Raw genomic sequence first — 16624 nt, forward strand, 5'->3', positions numbered from 1 at the left:
GAATCGATTGGCGACGAAAGCTGCGTCGGTGAGCGAAGCGTTGGCAGCAGGATTGCCTGCGGTGCCGTAAAAACCAGGGCTGTCAAACGGTGGTGCTTATCGTTCGTCGTAACTGACGACGACCTTGTCGCTCACCGGATGACACTGGCAGGTCAGCACGAACCCGTCGCGGATCTCGTGCTCTTCGAGCGTGTAGTTCTTTTCCATCTTCACTTCGCCTTCGAGCACCTTCGCGCGACAGGTGCAGCAGACGCCGCCCTTGCACGCATAGGGCAGCGCGAGACCGGCGCGCAGCCCGACGTCGAGCACGCTGACCCCCTGATACGGCAGGCGCAGCTTGCGCCGCTTGCCGTCGAGCACGATTTCTAGCTCGGCCGCGGGGGTGTCCCCGGTGATTTCGACGCTCGGCACGCCCGCCTGCGGCAGCGGTGTGCCGAAGCGCTCGACGTGCACGTTCGCGGGCGGCACGCCGGCCGCTTTGAGCGCGGCCTCGGCGGCGTCCATCATCGGCGCGGGGCCGCAGATGAACGCTTCGTCGATCGCGTCGGCCGGCAGCAGCTGTTCGATGAAGGCCGCGCACTTTTGCTGGTCGAGCACGCCGTTAAAGAGCTCCACGTCCTGCAGATCGTCCGACAGCACGTGATACAGCACGAAGCGGTTCATGAAGCGGTTCTTCAGGTCCTCGAGCTCCTCGGCGAACATGATCTGGTCGACGCTGCGGTTGCCGTACACCAGCGTGAACGTGCTGCGCGGCTCGATCTCGAGCGTGGTCTTGATGATCGCGAGCACCGGCGTGATGCCCGAGCCGCCCGAGAACGCGAGGTACTGCTTGCCCTGGCCGGCGTTCAGGTGCGTGAAGAAACGGCCGTCGGGCGTCATCACGTCGATCGTGTGGCCGGGCTGCAGCGTGTCGAACGCGAAGTTCGAGAAGCGCCCGCCGCGCACGCGCTTGATGCCGATGCGCAGCTCGCCGTCGCGATCGTAGTCGGTGACGCCCACGCAGATCGAGTACGAGCGGCGCGTTTCCTCACCGTCGATATGCGTCTTGAGCGTGACGAACTGGCCCTGCGTGAAGCGATAGTGCTCGCGCAATTCGGGCGGGACTTCGAAGGCGACCGAGACCGCATCGGCCGTTTCGGGGCGCACTTCGCGGATACGCAGCGGATGGAATTGCGGGGTGGCCATATCAGTACGGTTTGAAGTAGTCGAAGGGTTCGCGGCAGTCGAGGCAGCGATACAGGGCCTTGCAGGCCGTCGAGCCGAATTGCGCGAGCCGCTCGGTGTGCGCCGAGCCGCAGCGCGGGCAGGACGGGGCGGGCAGGGCGGTCGGGGTCGTCATCGCGTGATCACCAACTGGCGCCCGGATGCTGGCGCGCGAGGCTCTGCATCTCGGCCAGCACGAAGCCCATGTGTTCGGAATGCTCGCCGTGCTTGCCCGTCGTCACGTGCCTCACCGCCGCGGGCAGCGTCAGCGTGGCTTCGTCGAGCGTCGCACGCACGTCGTCGAGCCATGCGGCTTCCAGTTCTGAGGTGCGCGGGCCGATGCCGGCCGCGGCGATGGCGTCTTCCACCGCGTCCGCGCTGAAGAACTCGTACGTGTACGGCATCAGGTAGTCGAGCGCGGCCTGCGCGCGGCGGTGCGATTCGTCGGTGCCGTCGCCGAAACGGACCAGCCACTCGCCCGCGTGATGCACGTGGTACTGCGTTTCCTTGACCGACTTCGCGGCGATCGCGGCGAGCTGTTCGTCGCTGGAGTGCGTCAGCGCGCGCCACAGATGCCTCATCAGCGTGGCGTACAGGAAGTTGCGCACGATCGTGACCGCGTAGTCCTTCTGCGCCTGCGCGGTGGCGGCGAGCGGCCCGTAATGCGGCAGCTCGACGAGCGTGTAGCTGGCGAACTCGCGCTCGGCGCGGAAGTACGCGTAGTCGTCTTCGGTGCGCGCGCGGCCGGTGAGCTGCTGCTCGAGCGCGGCCGCGTGCGTGTACAGCAGCCGCGCCTGGCCGATCAGGTCGAGGCTCATGTTCGACAGCGCGATGTCCTCTTCGAGGATCGGGCCGTGGCCGCACCACTCGGTGTTGCGCTGACCGAGGATCAGCGCGGTATCGGCAAGGCGCAGCACGTACTGCAGATGGTCGGGCGTGATGGACGTGGTGGACGTAGTGGACATGGCCGCGCCTACATGTGGTTGACTTCGTCGGGGAGCGTGTAGAACGTCGGGTGGCGATAGATCTTGTCGCCCGCCGGTTCGAACAGCTCGGCCTTCTCCTCCGGCGCGGAGGCCGTGATCGCCGCGGACGGCACCACCCAGATGCTCACGCCTTCCTGGCGGCGCGTGTAGACGTCGCGCGCCATGCGCAGCGCCATCGGCGCGTCGGCGGCGTGCAGACTGCCGCAGTGTTTATGGTCGAGTCCCTGCCTGCTGCGCACGAACACTTCCCAAATCGGCCATTCCCTGTTCATTGCTGATCTCCTGATTGCTCTGTTGTGCCGGGCCACTCAGGCCGCGTGCTGCTGCGCGCGCTGGCGCTGCCTGGCGGCGTGGGCGAGCGCGGCTTCGCGCACCCATGCACCGTCTTCATGGGCCTTCACGCGGGTCGCGAGGCGCTCGCGGTTGCACGGGCCGTCGCCGTTCACCACGCGCCAGAACTCGTCCCAGTCGATGGCGCCGTAGTCGTACTGGCCGCGCGCCGCGTTCCATTTGAGGTCCGCGTCGGGCAGCGTGACGCCGAGCACCCGGGCCTGCCCGACGGTCGCGTCGACGAATTTCTGGCGCAGGTCGTCGTTGGTGATGCGCTTGATACCCCATTGCGCCGACTGGTTGCTGTGCACCGACTCCCTGTCGCTCGGGCCGAACATCATCAGCACCGGCCACCACCAGCGGTTCACCGCCTGCTGGACCAGCTCGCGCTGCGCCTCGGTGCCGGCCATCATCGCGAGCAGCGCATCGAACCCCTGGCGCTGATGGAACGACTCTTCCTTGCAGATGCGGATCATGGCGCGCGCGTACGGGCCATATGTGCAGCGGCACAGCGGGATCTGGTTCATGATCGCCGCGCCGTCGACCAGCCAGCCGATCACGCCGACGTCGGCCCAGGTGGGCGTCGGGTAGTTGAAGATGCTCGAATACTTGGCCTTGCCCGCATGCAGCGCGGCGATGAGCTGGTCGCGCGAGACGCCGAGCGTTTCGGCCGCGCTGTACAGGTACAGCCCGTGGCCGGCTTCGTCCTGCACCTTGGCGATCAGGATCGCCTTGCGCTTCAGGCTCGGCGCGCGCGTGATCCAGTTGCCCTCGGGCAGCATGCCGACGATCTCCGAGTGCGCATGCTGGGAGATCTGCCGCGCCAGCGTCTTGCGGTACGCGTCGGGCATCCAGTCCTGCGGCTCGATCTTGCCGTCGGCGGCCATGACCGCGTCAAAGCGCGCCTGTTCGGGCGAATCCGCCGCCGCGTCGGGCAGCGCGACATGGCCGGGGATATCGAGGGATTGCGTGTACATCGGCACCATCCAGAAAGAGTGGCAAGTTGACGCAGTATAAATTAACCGACCGGTCGGTCAATAGAAATTTACTGTCGGTGGATGAGCGGAATAGCATCGGGATACCCTTAGCATTTCGTCGCGCGCGCGAACGCTTACGCAAGGCTTTGAAGAACTCAAGGCGCTCGCGTGGCAAGGGAAGGGCGGCGGATTGCGCCGCGTCAAAACCAAGGAGGATCTGCTCTCACGTGCTTCAGTTGTTCAAGGCGCGCCGCTTCGAGGCCGATCGGTCGCGATGTCAATGTTTGACGTGGACGCCTGCGGTAGCTAGCTGTGCTTCGAGCGAAGTCAACAGCGCGCTCATCTGATTGAGTTCCGTCGAAGAAGAAGTCGCAGACGAAGACGAAGACGGAACACTCCGGCGCGGTGAGTTAAACGCCTCATGTATTTGGCCAAAGGGAAGCGAGGGATCGCGTAATGTGAAGGTAAACCCGCTGAGCACATATACGTCGTGGTGGCTATCATATTGATGTCCCATTTCAATGATGTTGACAACATGGTCGCGTCCGAAATTCGGGTCATACTCGCTGATGACCACCCCGTCATGCTCAGTGGTATCGAACATGAGTTTTCAGAGGTGAGGACCATCCAGCTGGTAGGTACAGCCAGGAATTCGACTGAGCTAATCGCGCTTCTATCGAGCACACAATGCGATGTTCTCGTATCCGATTACGCGATGCCTGCGGGCGAATACGGCGATGGAATTGCTCTGTTTTCGCTGATCAATCGCCGGTATCCTGACATCAAGATCGTTGTCCTAACCATGCTGGACAACCCGGCGGTAATACGTGCGCTAGTGAAGCAAGGTGTCACGTGCATCGTGAGCAAGTCCGATGCTGTCACCCACCTTATCCCCGCCGTTCATGCCGTCTATCACGGCGCGAAATACTATTCGCCGACGATCAACGAGATCGTCAAGTCGATAGACTGGAACCGCCGCGGCAGGGGCTCATCGGACGTCCTGAGTCAGCGCGAATCGGAAGTTGTGCGTCTTTTTGCATCGGGCCTGACAGTGAACGAGATTGCCGAGCGGTTGTGTCGCAGCAAGAAAACCATCAGCACTCAGAAATCGAAGGCGATGGAAAAACTCGGCATTGAACGAGAAATTGATCTGTTCCGATATGCATTGGAAAATGGAATGGTGACTTCGTCGCAGAAAACTTCGGACAGTCCTCCCTCCACAGATTGAGCACGGGAAGCGATCCTGCGCTTTTCAAAAAATCTACATACCCGAAGCGCTCATGGGATACCTGCGTTCCCGTGGACCGGCAGCCATTGTTGGACCGGATGGTTGCTGCGACGATCGCATGCCTGACAGGTGCGAGCCCGGGAACTTGACTTTCACAGTCGCATAGGCCCGGCTGTCGCTCGATGACGATCCGGAAGGACTACTCTGGCATGGGCAATTGTGCTGAGCCATCGTGACTATCGAGTAGCCTTCGACTCGATATATGGTTGCTTCAAGTGTGGGGCGCTGTATTTGTCCTGCATTGCTCCGCACTTCGTGAACCAGGTGAATCCGTCTGGTTGGCGACACACGTTGGGCGAGCGTGTCGCGCGTCACTGGGATGAAGAACATGTCCTGTCCGATTCCCTATCTATTCCGCGTCGAACACGAAGCTAGGCCTGGTCCCATTTTCTGAATTTTTCTCATTTATAGGACTGCGCCTATTACTGATGGAAGGGCGCAGAAATAAAGTCTACCCCTTGCCGTCGTCCGATAGGACATGGCATGAGAAGCACCTCGGAGAAATTCAATTTGAATTCCGTCATGACCTGCAGTGCTCTGCGATCAGCAGCGCCTTATCCGCGTGATGATGGCTGTTTCGGCAATAAGGCGGGCGGTGCAGCAGAAACTGGCGGCAGAGACTTGTCGCACGGATGTTTGAGCGGACCGTCCAGGGCAATCGACAGGGTCGGGACAGTCTGAGTGCGAGGCGATGATTCGATGCTTTGCGACTCACTAAAGTTATCTGCATGCAAGCAGGCGAAAGCTGTGTTGCCGCGGCTTTGCAATGAGGTGATTCGGGCGCGGTTGCTGACGTTAGCGTGGCCAACAATGTCCCAATCCTCCGACGATGGTTATTCCCGCTGACGCTTTACCCCTATACCCGTCGCGCTTCTCGAAACCTGTCTTGATCGCTAGGGCCGCCCCCGCAATTTTCAAGGTGGCCTGAACGCCGCTAGTTGCCATTACCACGAAAGTCGACTATGACCTCATCCACGATCCGCGTAATACTCGCCGACGATCATCCAGTGATACTCGAAGGTGTGCGATACGAACTCGAAAGAAGCAGTACGATCTCCGTGGTTGGCACGGCGCGAAATTCGACTGAACTCATGGCCGCACTGACCAACTCGCCCTGCGACGTGGTGGTCTCGGACTACGTGATGCCCGGCGGAAGTTACGGCGACGGACTGGCGCTTTTCTCTGCCATTCACCAGCGCTATCCGAACGTCAGGCTGGTTGTGCTGAGCATGATGGAAAATCCGGTGGTTTTGCGCCTGCTGATGCAGTCGGGGAACTGCTGTATTTTCAGCAAGGCGGATCCGATTAGTAATCTGACGATCGCGGTGCATGCCGCGTACGCGAACGGCCGCTACCTGTCGCCGCGAATGGCAGCGATTGCAGCCGCGATCAAGCCGGGCACTCGCGGTAGCACGGCCGGCTCCCTATTGACCCGACGCGAACTGGAAGTCGTGCGCTTCTTCGTGTCCGGGATGTCGGTTACTGAAATTGCTGAGCTTTTGCGTCGCAGTAAAAAAACGATAAGTACGCAAAAGAGCTCGGCAATGCTCAAACTAAGTATCGAACGAGACGCTGACTTGGTGCGTTATGGAATAGAGAGCGGATTGGTGTCGACCGCGGAGCCAGTAAATTCATAGCAGATACAACCTCGGAAGATGTCGACACAGGAAAACCGACCTGAATCTGACTGGTCGATTCATGCGATGGTGTTGACTATTCGGGGTGGTCAATAGGTCTAAATTGCGAACTTATGATTCGGACCGGGCCTATTCAGGGGGGATTTTAGCGAAGGTGGAGTTTCCAATTTCCAAAATGCGAAGAGTTGTCGGTCGTATTAAAAATTATGGTAATCATCGCTCTATTTATCGGGTTTTTGCGTTGAATTATTCGCTTCGGTTTGAGAATATAAAATATCGAATCAATTTAAACGATCGCCTCGGAGCACCGAAAATTCTCCAGGCTCGGCAGAATTTTGTTCCGCTTTCCGGCCCGATTCTTCTGCGTTGTAGATGAAAAAATTTGCGAGCTTTTGTGAAATCTGGTCATCCACAGGTTATTTTCTTGACTCGATTTTATAACTTGGCAAAATTAAATAATTCTTTAAGTCTGCATCTATTTTTTATTAAAAATAATGGATCCTGTTGCAGGATAAATTGATCGATCTGAATTTAATGAAAGTTGAAAGCATCTATCAGATCTGCATCTGGCACGCTTGCAGCCCATTTCAAATGACTATATAGGCCGAACACCCGATTTCCTGAAAGACAGTGGGGGTGTAATTCTAAACGAATAAACAGAAATCTAACGTTCACTATTTTTTAGAAGGTTATATTAAAAACAAGTCGCGTATCGGCATCTCGAATGAAGTGAGTGGTTCGTGGGTGGTCGTGTCAGAGCATGCGTCGTCACGCGGAAAGCCGAATAAATCCCCCCGTGCGATTGGGATGGCAGTCGCGCATGCCGTGGCTGTCGTAACCGGAGTAGCGTGTCTTGCCTCATCCGGAACGGCATTCGCCAATAACCTGGCCGTGGGTACTGACGTAACGAACAATGCGGGGGCTTCGCGAGCCAGGTGTTGACTAAAGGCTATGTGACAGCCGCGGGACCAGATGGTGTCTCGCGCGAGTGGTCGCTGACCGGTCCGCTTCAGCCGGTCACGCTCCCCCCGCGCGGATTCCGATCGTCAAGTTCTCCCCAGGTAGCTGTCGCTTGTCACCTGCGTGGGCAAGTGCGACGTAGTCGAAAGCAGCCGCTCAGCTCTGGAAGTAGTTCAAGCCCAGCGCGCCTTTGACCTCCGACAGCGTCTCTCCGGCCACTTCCCGCGCACGCATCGTACCGCGACGCAAGATCGCGAGCACCTCGCCCCGGTCTTCCTCCAGCTCGCGACGGCGCGCACGAATCGGCTCGATAAGTGACTGGAGTCGCTCGTTTAGCACCCGCTTGACCGCGCTATCGCCCAGTCCCCCGCGACGATAGTGCGATTTGAGCTCGTCCACTTTCTGTACATCGGGGTCGAACGCATCGAGGAACGCGAACACGACGTTACCCTCTACTCGACCCGGGTCGCTGACTCGCAAGTGATTCGGGTCGGTATACATGTTGTTGACCGCCGTCGTGATTTCGTCCTGAGTGGCACCCAGAGTGATGGCATTTCCTAGAGATTTGCTCATCTTGGCTTTGCCGTCGATGCCGGGTAATCGAGTGACCTGTGACAGCACAGCCTCGCATTCGACCAGTACAGATCGGTCGACGGTGTTGTTGAAGCGGCGCACCAATTCGTTGGTCTGCTCGATCATCGGTAGCTGGTCATCGCCCACTGGCACGTGCGTCGCCTTGAACGCAGTGATATCAGCCGCTTGACTGACCGGATACGTCAGGAAGCCGGCAGGGATGTCACGCTCGAATCCGCGTAGGCGAATTTCCTCCTTGATTGTGGGGTTGCGCTCGAGACGCGCGACCGTCACGAGGTTGAGCAGATACTGAGACAGCTCCGCCAATTCCGGCACCTGCGACTGGATGAGGATGGTGGACTTCGCCGGGTCGATGCCAACAGCAAGATAATCGAGCGCTACTTCAATGACATTCTCGGTTACTTTCTGGTGCCGGCCGACGTTGTCGGTCAACGCCTGTGTGTCCGCGAGAAGCAGGAACTGCTGTGCTTCATCCTGGAGCCGAACCCTGGCGCGCAAGGAACCGATATAGTGGCCGAGATGAAGCGGGCCGGTAGTCCGGTCGCCAGTGAGGATGGTAGGACGGTTTGCGTACTTCATGGACTGGAGCCTCATATTATTGATGGCACCAGCCGTCGGCACGCTGAAACAAAAATGCCGCCAGGGCTGGCGGCATCACGTTTGCGATATACGTAGGAAACTGGGCCGCCGGATTCAGGCGTGCCACCAACCGTGCAGTTTCAGCGAGATCGGTTTCATATCCATAGATAAAAGTATAGCGCATCGCGAACGCCGCACATCTGGCGTTCGCGCCTGCGGGTCAGTTGGTGGCTATTCCAGGCGCGGCTGTTTGTGCGCGCAGCCGCTTTGACAAAAGTGTGTTTGACCTGCGCGAGTTCACGGATATCTGCCTTCGCTGCGGAATAACTGTGCAGTTGATCGGTAACGATGTTGCGCAGTACCGGTTTTGATCGCAGCGCTCGCCGAAAAGGGCGCTTTGCGGCCGTCTTATCGCGCCGCTCTCTTTTTGCGAATGATCATCTAAAAAGTCTGGCAAAAGAAAAAACGCTCAAACTGCGAACTCTTCCACGCTCCGAGCGTACCCGTGACGAGGAAGAAGCAGCTGATCGTCAGTGTTTTTTGCCACATTGCGCGTCTTCAGTCTCGAGGCCGAGAAACTTTCGGGCTAATTTGAGTTCCTTCAATTTTTTAAATTGGTTATCGAAGTCGCGTCCGGTAATTTGTAGGGTCGCTTATCGGTCAATTCATGGTTGGCGCTTAAAGGCGACTGACTGTCCGATCAATGCTTGTGTGCAGCTGTTTGAATCATTGTGTGGCACTGCGCACATAGCGCCGATTAAGCGTGCCAGCCTTTAGGCATGCGGTTGAGCGTCGAATGTGCTGTCATTGGACAATGCGATCGAGCTAGATTGTCCGATGCAGCCATTCAGAAGAACGAGGAGTTGTGTTAGATTTTCGGCGGCCGTTGTGTAGACACAAGATGCGGCTATTCAGTGTCAATAGAATGAGTAATAGGCCAACCTCGGGAATCAAGAAAGCCTAATAATCAGGTATCCCGAGAAAGAGCAAATTGATTGTCAAGGCGCACTTCGAATTCGGAGTGCTGCTCGCTTAAGGCAACGCCAGGGGACCCGAACATCATGACGGGCGAAATTCATGCATGGGGACGGTCGTGCACGTCACGATTCTCCGCGTTCGCTGTGGCTATGCTGATTGGCTCGGTGGCCGCGGTAGTCAACGCCGCGCCGCTTTGCGGTCAGATCGAAGCCGGCTCCGGCAGCATCGTCAAGGCCGGCGACAGTACCACGATCCAGCAGAACACTGGCAGGCTTGTGATCGACTGGAATGCGTTCAGCACGAATGCGAACGAGTCCATCACGTTCAGACAACCCGATGCTAGCGCTATCGCTCTCAATCGCGTGGTGGGTCAAAGTCCATCTGTCCTGCTCGGCAAGCTGGACGCGAATGGCCAGGTGTTTATCGTCAATCCGAATGGCGTGCTGTTCGGCAGCGGCGCGCAGGTTAACGTAGGCGGTTTGATTGCCTCGACGCTGAATCTGTCGAATCAGGACTTCATCAGCGGGCGTTACGCTTTCGCAGGACAGCCGCGGTCCGGCGCGGTCGTCAACTTAGGACACGTCGAGGCCGCGCCTGGTGGATACGTGGCGCTGATCGGCACGCATGCTGTCAATCGCGGCGCCGTGATAGCGCCGGGCGGGACCGCGGCGTTGGCCGCGGGCGATCGTGTAACGGTCACCTTAGGTGATCACGCAATGCTCGGGTTGTCCATCGATCAGGGCGTGCTTGACGCATTGGCATCGAACGGCGGCCTCATTCAAACCGACGGCGGCCAGGCCTGGCTCGAGGCGCGCGCCGAAGGGGCATTGCTGGCAAGCGTCGTCAATAACAGCGGCGTGATCCGGGCGCACAGCGTCGCCAATCAGAATGGCGTCATCGTACTGCTGGCCGAAGGCGGGACGGTGCAGGTCGGCGGCAGACTCGACGCCTCCGCGCCGCACGGCGGCGCCGGCGGCTCGATCGAAACCAGCGGGGCACGCGTGAACGTGAGCTCGGACGCGAGCGTCGACACTGCGTCGCGCTCCGGCGCGACCGGCAACTGGCTGATCTCGGCGGCGAACTTCACGATTGCCGCGAACGGCGGCAACATCACGGGCACCGCGCTGTCGCGTCTGCTTCGCGACAACAACATCGCGGTTCAGGCGACGTCGGAGCACAACGGAACGATCGAGATAGACGACGCGTTGGCATGGCGAGTGTCTACGATGCTGTCGCTGATTGCCCGCAACTCGATCTCCATAAACGAGGCGATCGACGCGCCTGCCGCGACCGTGGTGCTCAGCGCCGGCACGATCGCCACGCAGAACGCGCCGCTCGCGGCGGCGAACCTCGCGCTGATTGGCAGCGATGGCGTCTACCGGCTCGATCATCCGTTCAACGAGGTCGGCACGCTGGCTGCGCGGGCTGCGTCCGTCACGCTGGACGACCAGATGCCGCTAGTCGTCGGCACGGTGGCGGGCACGGTCGGCGTCACGACCACCAGCACGACCGAGCTACGCGCGACTTCGCTCACGCTCGATGCTCCGGTGTCGAGCCAGGCGCAGGGCACGGCGGTGACGCTGGCGTCCGCGTCGAGTTTCATCAATCATGCAGGCGCCGATGCCGTCGTGACGCCGAACGGGCGATGGCTGATCGATTCGCAAAGTCCGGATGCCGACGTATTCGGCGGCCTGCAAAGCGGCAACCTCGCGTTGTGGGGCGATCCTTACATGCAGGGCATGGATAGCCTCGCACTCACGGCAACCGGTAATCGCTATGGCTTCGCCGCCATGCAGCAGGCGACGTTGACGGCGAACGACATCAGCAAGGCATTCGGCACGACTCGCCAGCTCGACGCTGGCGACGTGTCGGTCAGCCTGCGTTACGCGGGCGCGCAATACGACAATGCGTTTACCGATAGCGCCACCGTCCACCCGCCGCTCAGCTACACGCTCGCGAGCGCCGGCGCCGCGGCAGACGCCGCGGTGGGCCCTTACGCGCTGATCCTCACGGCCGGCGGCACGCAGCCGGCCGGTTACAGCGTCAGCACGCAAAGCGGCGCCACGTTGCAGGTGACGCAGGCGGTCGCTCCTGTTGCACCTTCACCGCCCGAGCCGCCCACCGGCACGACGCCATCCGAGCCGGCCGTCACGGCGAGCGTGCCGACGCCGATCGGTGCGTGGCAGACCGTCGCCGCGCAAACCGGCGCCGACCTCGCGCGCGGCGCCCGCGTGCAGAACATGACCGCTTCGTTGCAGCCAGCGACGCTCGTGCAGGTCGCGAGCGATCAGTCCAACAGCCTGTCGCCTGATGCGTGGCCCGGCAACGTATGCCGGAAATGAGCGATGAGCGAGCAAGCCGCATGCGCGGGCCGGCCCGCCGCATGGCCGCGGCGCATCGCGCCGTGCGCAGGCGCCGGGTCATTGTGGCGCTCGCGGCGTGGCTACCGGCGTGGGCGCCGGAACTGCATGCGCAAGTGAGTCCGAACCTGAGCCCAGGCGCGCTTCCGAATGCCGGAAGCGTGTTGCGCGAACAGCAACAGCAGATTCCGCCGCCACCACCGGCCGGCATCCAATTGCAGATCGCGCCGCAAAGGACGCCGGTTCCGTCCGGGCAGCCGGGCGGGATTCGCTTTGCGGTGAGCGGTTTCGAATTGAGCGGCAACACGGTCATCGCCACCTCGACGCTGCTCGCGCTGGTCCAGGATGAAACCGGTCCAGCGCGCTCGCTCGACGACCTCGACGCCGCCGCCGCGCGCATCACCGCGTACTACCGCGCGCATGGCTATCTGGTTGCGCAGGCCTACGTGCCGCCGCAGGAAATCGCCAACGGCGTGGTGCGGATCGCGATCGCCGAAGGCCACTACGGCGAGATCCGCATCGTCAATCAGTCGCGCACGCGCGACGCGGTGCTGGCGCGTTTCGCGTCGGCGGCGCGGCTGGGCGACGTGCTTGACGAACAGCGTCTCGAACGCGCGACGCTACTGATGCAGGATGCGAGCGGCACCACCGGCGCGAAGGCTGTGGTGTCCTCGGGTGCGGCGCCCGGCACGTCGGATCTAGCTTTCGAGATTCCGGCCGCGCCGCCGCTGGCCGGCAGCGTGCAGATCGATAACTACGGCGAATCGAGCACCGGCACTGCGCGCCTGGTCGGCGCGCTGCAATGGAACAATCCGCTGGGATTCGGCGATCGACTTACCGCGCGCGCGCTGACTTCGGTAACCGGCCAGACCTATGGCGACGTGGACTACACCGTCCCGCTCGGCGGTAGCGGCCTGGCGTGGGGCGTCGGCTACGCGCGCTCCACTTACGTGGTCGGCGGCCAGTTCAGCTCTCTCGACGCGCACGGCAGCGCGAATGTCGTGTCGACCTTTTTCGCCTATCCGCTGCTGCGCACGAACGTGGCGAATGTGCTCGTCACGCTCGGCGTCGATCACAAGATCCTGGCGGACGACCTCGGCGCGTTCGACACAGCCGATGACCGTACCAGCGACGTCGCGCAGCTCAGGCTGTCCGGCAATCTGACCTCGGCGACAAGCTTCAGCAGCTTCGACGTGAGCGGGCAACAAGGCAATCTGCGCCAACGCAACGCCACGCCGCAAGAGGTCATCGCGCAGACGGCCGGCGCCTTCAGCAAGTTTGTCTACGCGTTCACCCACACCCAGGCACTGGGCGGCTCGACTCAGCTTTATCTGTCCGTGAACGGGCAGCAGAGCTCCCGCAATCTCGACTCAGCGGAGCAGATTTCACTCGGCGGCCCGTTTGCGGTTCGCGCGTATGCAACCGGCGTCGGCGCGGTCGACGAAGGCTACGTCGCCACGCTGGAATTGCGGCAGTCAATCCGGCAGTCGGCCGTGCCTGTGCTCATCACGCTGATCGGCTTTCTGGATACGGGCGATGGCACGTGGGTCGTGCACCCGTACGCGGCGGGCTCGAATCACGTGAGGCTGTCAGGGGCGGGCGTCGGTGCTTGGCTGAACGCACCGGGCAACTATTCGTTGAAGGTTTCGTATGCGCACACGCTCGGGTACGTGCCATCCACTGCCGGCGCGGGCCATGCGAACCGCGTCTGGGCCACTCTCGCGAAGTCGTTCTGACGCGGGGCACATGGAGACAGTCGCGTGAGACTCTTCCTTCCCAATCGGCGCAACCGGCGCACTCGAGCGGGTCCGTTCGCCGCCCCACTGCGAGCGCGGAGCGCGTGCCTTGGCCTCGGGTTCTGGTTGGTCTGCGCAACGGCCGCGGCCGCCAGCGTGGCCAATGTCACGGCGCTGGTGGGCAGTGTCGCGATTCAGTCTGCCAGCGGCGCGAAGCGGCTCGCCGCGCTCGGCACGGAGATCGCCAACGGCGACACCGTCGAAACGGGTGCCGCGTCTGAAGTGGTGATGGTGTTCACGGATCATCAGCGCGTCTACCTGAAGCCGGGTTCGATATTTCGCGTCGACGAATTCAACTACGCGGCGAACGACGCACGCAAGGACCGCAGCTTCCTGTCGCTGGTCAAAGGCGGGTTGCGTGTGCTCGATGGTCTCGTCGGCAAAGAGGGCAGTGCGGACAACTACCGGCTGAAGACGCAGACGTCGACCATCGGCATTCGCGGCACCGAGTATTCGGTTACGGATTGCAGCCCGGCCGTGGATTGCGAAGGCGACCAGATTGTCGTGTACGACGGTCAGATCGTGGTCGCCAATGCCGTCGACAAACGCACTGTGAGCGCCGGAGAAGGATTGATCGTGCCGGGCGTGAGCGCGTCGTTCAGGCTCTTGCCTGCCAATCTTGTGACGCCGGTGGTGCCGTCGGCTGCGTGCCGGTGAGCCGCTGCGCGGGCTGGCGGCGCCGAGCGGCCATCTTATGCTGGAGTGAATCGCAATGGATGTTATGAAGAACGAGGCGCGCCGTCCGTCATCGGCGCAACTGTCGGCGCTGGGCGTCGATATCGGGGCGGCCTCGCTGGGGGCGGCGCTGACATTGTCGTATGCGGTGGGTTACGGTGCGCTGATTTTCAGCGCGGGTCTCGAACCATGGTTGCAAATCGGCATGCCGACTGCGCTGGTCAGTTGCGTGGTCTTTGCGCTGGTGATCGCGTTGACCAGTTCGGTACCGTTCATGATCGGCGGCCCGGACTCGAATCCGGCCGCGCTGCTGGCCGGTCTCGCGCTAGGCATCAGTTCGGAAGTGCGCGCGCGCGGCGGCGACGACGCGGCGGCGCTCGCCACGGTACTGGTATCGATTGCGCTCGCCACGCTCACCACCGGTGCGTTGCTCTTCGCACTGGCGCGCTGGAAGCGCGGCAATGCGATTCAGTACGTGCCTTTCCCGGTGGTAGGCGGCTTCCTGGCCGGCACCGGACTTCTGATTCTCTCCGGTGCGGCTCGTATCGCGACGGGTGTGCCGATCACGCTCGCCACGCTGCCGTTGCTGGCGCATCTGCGGTGGCTCACGGTGGCGCCCGCGCTGCTCGTCGGTGTGGGCCTGCTGGTCGTTACCCGGCTGTCGAAGCGCGTGGCGGTGGTGCCAGCGATCATCGCGTGCGGAATCGCTGTGTTCTACGTGGGCCTGCATGCGTCCGGACTCAGTATCGACGACGCGCGCCGCGCGGGCCTGCTGTTCAGCCCGGAGTCGATTCGCGATCTGCGACTGCCCGTGACGCAGTTGCGCGAGGTGTGGTTCGGGCCGATCCTGTCACGCGCGACGGAAATTTTGGCGGTCGCGGCCGTCACCGCGATGACGATGCTGCTGAACGCGACCAGCATCGGCGTGACGACGTCGCACGACGTGGATTTCAACCGCGAACTGCGCGCCGCGGGCGTCGCGAATCTGCTGGCCGGCCTGCTGGGCGGCATTGCCGGCTGCCAGTCGATAAGCCGCACCTTGATGAACTGGCGCATGGGCGCGACGACGCGGCGCGCTGGGGTATTGGCCGCGTTGATGTGCGTGCTACTGATTGGCGGCCTACCGGACGTGATCGCGCTGTTTCCAAAAGCGGTGATGATCGGGCTGCAGATTTACCTCGGCGGTGCTGTGCTGATCGAATGGCTGTTCTACGCCTACAAGCGCCTGCCTTGGCACGACTACCTGCTGATCCCAGCGATCATGGCGATCATCGCGGGCTACGGCATCGTCGCGGGCGTCGTGCTGGGCGTGGTCGCCGCATGCCTGCTGTTCGTGGTGCGCTATGGCCGCGTGAACTGCATTCGCGCCGAGTTCAACGGCAGCAGCCAGCGCTCGCGCGTCGAACGCACGATCGAACAGAACGGGTTGCTCGATCAGCAGGCTCGCTATCTCTATGGGATCGGCCTGCAAGGTTTTCTCTTTTTCGGCACCGCTTATTCGATCCTGACGCATATCCGCGCGCGCATTGAAACGAAGGGTGCGCACCGGCCGCCGGATGCGCCCAAGGTGCGTTATGTGCTGGTGGATTTTGGCCGGGTCCATGGTGTCGACGCGTCCAGCACGGCGAGTTTCGTGCGGCTTCGCGAGGCCTGCGCGCGCGAAGGCGCGCAACTGGTGCTGACTGGCCTGCCGCCGACCCTGCATGAGTGGTTTCGCAAAAGCGGCATTCTGACCGAAGGTGCGCGCGAATTCGCGAGCCTCGATCTCGGCCTTGAATGGATCGAGGATCAGATGCTGGCAAATGCGCAAGGCGCGCCCGCATCGCTCGCCGACTCCGGCCGGGTTGCGAACCTGCCTGACGGTTTGAGCGCACTGCGTCCGCACTTTGAACGCATCACGCTTCGCGCGGGCGAATGCCTGTTCCGTCAGATGGATCCTGGCGACGCCGTGTACTTCGTCAACTCCGGCCGTGTGATGGTCGCGCTCACGTTGGACGATGGCGGGTCCATTCGGCTGCGCAGTTTCGGCGCAGGCACGATTGTCGGCGAAATGGCCGTCTACACGGGATCGCGCCGCAGCGCCGATGTGGTCGCCGAGGTACCGACGGTCGTCGAGCGGTTCACGCTCGCGACCCTCAAACGGCTCGAAACCGATGATCCGGCGCTGGCCGCGCAGTTTCACGCGTTCGTGGTGCGCGTGCTGGCGGCGCGTCTGGTCGTCGCGAACGAGCAGATCCGCGCCGCCGCGTATTAGGCGAGGT

The 16624-nt window shown here is 61.7% G+C and carries 13 protein-coding genes and 2 pseudogenes; 7 read left to right on the forward strand and 8 right to left on the reverse strand.

Features of this window, described 5'->3' with window-relative positions; all coding sequences use genetic code 11:
- Positions 1–96: 96 nt before the first annotated feature.
- The 5 genes and pseudogenes from paaE to paaA all read right to left on the reverse strand — a co-directional run bounded on the left by paaE (position 97) and on the right by paaA (position 3496).
- Entirely contained in the window at positions 97–1185 is a 1089-nt protein-coding gene (gene paaE, locus L0U81_RS30680; protein ID WP_233809480.1) for a 1,2-phenylacetyl-CoA epoxidase subunit PaaE, read from the reverse strand.
- Between the two features lies 1 nt (position 1186).
- Positions 1187–1330: pseudogene (locus L0U81_RS30685) on the reverse strand (PaaD-like zinc ribbon domain-containing protein); the annotation flags it as partial.
- 16 nt (positions 1331–1346) lie between these two features.
- Complete coding sequence (gene paaC, locus L0U81_RS30690) at positions 1347–2168, reverse strand: 1,2-phenylacetyl-CoA epoxidase subunit PaaC (protein WP_233803766.1); 822 nt, start codon at positions 2166–2168, stop codon at positions 1347–1349.
- A gap of 8 nt (positions 2169–2176) precedes the next feature.
- Positions 2177–2461, reverse strand: a complete 285-nt coding sequence (gene paaB / locus L0U81_RS30695; protein WP_233803764.1) for a 1,2-phenylacetyl-CoA epoxidase subunit PaaB — start codon at positions 2459–2461, stop codon at positions 2177–2179.
- 36 nt (positions 2462–2497) lie between these two features.
- On the reverse strand, positions 2498–3496 hold the full coding sequence (gene paaA, locus L0U81_RS30700) for a 1,2-phenylacetyl-CoA epoxidase subunit PaaA (protein ID WP_233809482.1): 999 nt from the start codon (positions 3494–3496) through the stop codon (positions 2498–2500).
- Between the two features lie 508 nt (positions 3497–4004).
- On the opposite strand from paaA, the gene L0U81_RS30705 reads away from it, so the two are divergent.
- From L0U81_RS30705 to L0U81_RS33885, 3 genes are all read left to right on the forward strand, one after another.
- On the forward strand, positions 4005–4724 hold the full coding sequence (locus L0U81_RS30705) for a response regulator transcription factor (protein WP_233809484.1): 720 nt from the start codon (positions 4005–4007) through the stop codon (positions 4722–4724).
- Positions 4725–5746: 1022 nt separating this feature from the next.
- Positions 5747–6421, forward strand: a complete 675-nt coding sequence (locus L0U81_RS30710) for a response regulator transcription factor (RefSeq protein WP_233809486.1) — start codon at positions 5747–5749, stop codon at positions 6419–6421.
- A gap of 729 nt (positions 6422–7150) precedes the next feature.
- Complete coding sequence (locus tag L0U81_RS33885; protein ID WP_442793468.1) at positions 7151–7363, forward strand: ESPR-type extended signal peptide-containing protein; 213 nt, start codon at positions 7151–7153, stop codon at positions 7361–7363.
- Positions 7364–7537: 174 nt separating this feature from the next.
- Here the strand turns inward: L0U81_RS33885 and trpS are convergent, their stop codons facing one another.
- The 3 genes and pseudogenes from trpS to L0U81_RS30725 all read right to left on the reverse strand — a co-directional run.
- Positions 7538–8554, reverse strand: a complete 1017-nt coding sequence (gene trpS / locus L0U81_RS30715) for a tryptophan--tRNA ligase (RefSeq protein ID WP_233809488.1) — start codon at positions 8552–8554, stop codon at positions 7538–7540.
- 16 nt (positions 8555–8570) lie between these two features.
- Complete coding sequence (locus L0U81_RS30720; RefSeq protein WP_233809490.1) at positions 8571–8738, reverse strand: hypothetical protein; 168 nt, start codon at positions 8736–8738, stop codon at positions 8571–8573.
- Positions 8734–8979: pseudogene (locus tag L0U81_RS30725) on the reverse strand (DDE-type integrase/transposase/recombinase); the annotation flags it as partial. The pseudogene L0U81_RS30725 and the gene L0U81_RS30720, both read right to left, overlap by 5 nt.
- 702 nt (positions 8980–9681) lie before the next feature.
- Between L0U81_RS30725 and L0U81_RS30730 the strand changes: the two are divergent.
- From L0U81_RS30730 to L0U81_RS30745, 4 genes are all read left to right on the forward strand, one after another.
- Positions 9682–11874: a two-partner secretion domain-containing protein gene (locus L0U81_RS30730; RefSeq protein WP_233810075.1), complete on the forward strand. Its 2193-nt coding sequence runs from the start codon at positions 9682–9684 to the stop codon at positions 11872–11874.
- Positions 11875–11894: 20 nt separating this feature from the next.
- Entirely contained in the window at positions 11895–13628 is a 1734-nt protein-coding gene (locus L0U81_RS30735) for a ShlB/FhaC/HecB family hemolysin secretion/activation protein (RefSeq protein ID WP_233809492.1), read from the forward strand.
- Positions 13629–13784: 156 nt separating this feature from the next.
- The gene (locus L0U81_RS30740; protein WP_233809494.1) at positions 13785–14345 is read left to right on the forward strand and encodes a FecR family protein; all 561 of its coding nucleotides are present in this window, start codon (positions 13785–13787) and stop codon (positions 14343–14345) included.
- Positions 14346–14400: 55 nt separating this feature from the next.
- Positions 14401–16617: a SulP family inorganic anion transporter gene (locus tag L0U81_RS30745; protein ID WP_233809496.1), complete on the forward strand. Its 2217-nt coding sequence runs from the start codon at positions 14401–14403 to the stop codon at positions 16615–16617.
- The last annotated feature ends 7 nt before the right edge of the window (positions 16618–16624 follow it).

Source organism: Paraburkholderia sp. HP33-1 (assembly GCF_021390595.1).
Taxonomy (GTDB): domain Bacteria; phylum Pseudomonadota; class Gammaproteobacteria; order Burkholderiales; family Burkholderiaceae; genus Paraburkholderia.

What these genes read in the sequence shown, in the direction of transcription:
- paaE (WP_233809480.1), bottom strand. Translation starts at nt 1,185, where the DNA reads ATGGCCACCCCGCAATTCCATCCGCTGCGTATCCGCGAAGTGCGCCCC.
- paaC (WP_233803766.1), bottom strand. Translation starts at nt 2,168, where the DNA reads ATGTCCACTACGTCCACCACGTCCATCACGCCCGACCATCTGCAGTAC.
- paaB (WP_233803764.1), bottom strand. Translation starts at nt 2,461, where the DNA reads ATGAACAGGGAATGGCCGATTTGGGAAGTGTTCGTGCGCAGCAGGCAG.
- paaA (WP_233809482.1), bottom strand. Translation starts at nt 3,496, where the DNA reads ATGTACACGCAATCCCTCGATATCCCCGGCCATGTCGCGCTGCCCGAC.
- L0U81_RS30705 (WP_233809484.1), top strand. Translation starts at nt 4,005, where the DNA reads ATGTCCCATTTCAATGATGTTGACAACATGGTCGCGTCCGAAATTCGG.
- L0U81_RS30710 (WP_233809486.1), top strand. Translation starts at nt 5,747, where the DNA reads ATGACCTCATCCACGATCCGCGTAATACTCGCCGACGATCATCCAGTG.
- trpS (WP_233809488.1), bottom strand. Translation starts at nt 8,554, where the DNA reads ATGAAGTACGCAAACCGTCCTACCATCCTCACTGGCGACCGGACTACC.
- L0U81_RS30720 (WP_233809490.1), bottom strand. Translation starts at nt 8,738, where the DNA reads ATGCGCTATACTTTTATCTATGGATATGAAACCGATCTCGCTGAAACT.
- L0U81_RS30730 (WP_233810075.1), top strand. Translation starts at nt 9,682, where the DNA reads ATGCTGATTGGCTCGGTGGCCGCGGTAGTCAACGCCGCGCCGCTTTGC.
- L0U81_RS30735 (WP_233809492.1), top strand. Translation starts at nt 11,895, where the DNA reads ATGCGCGGGCCGGCCCGCCGCATGGCCGCGGCGCATCGCGCCGTGCGC.
- L0U81_RS30745 (WP_233809496.1), top strand. Translation starts at nt 14,401, where the DNA reads ATGGATGTTATGAAGAACGAGGCGCGCCGTCCGTCATCGGCGCAACTG.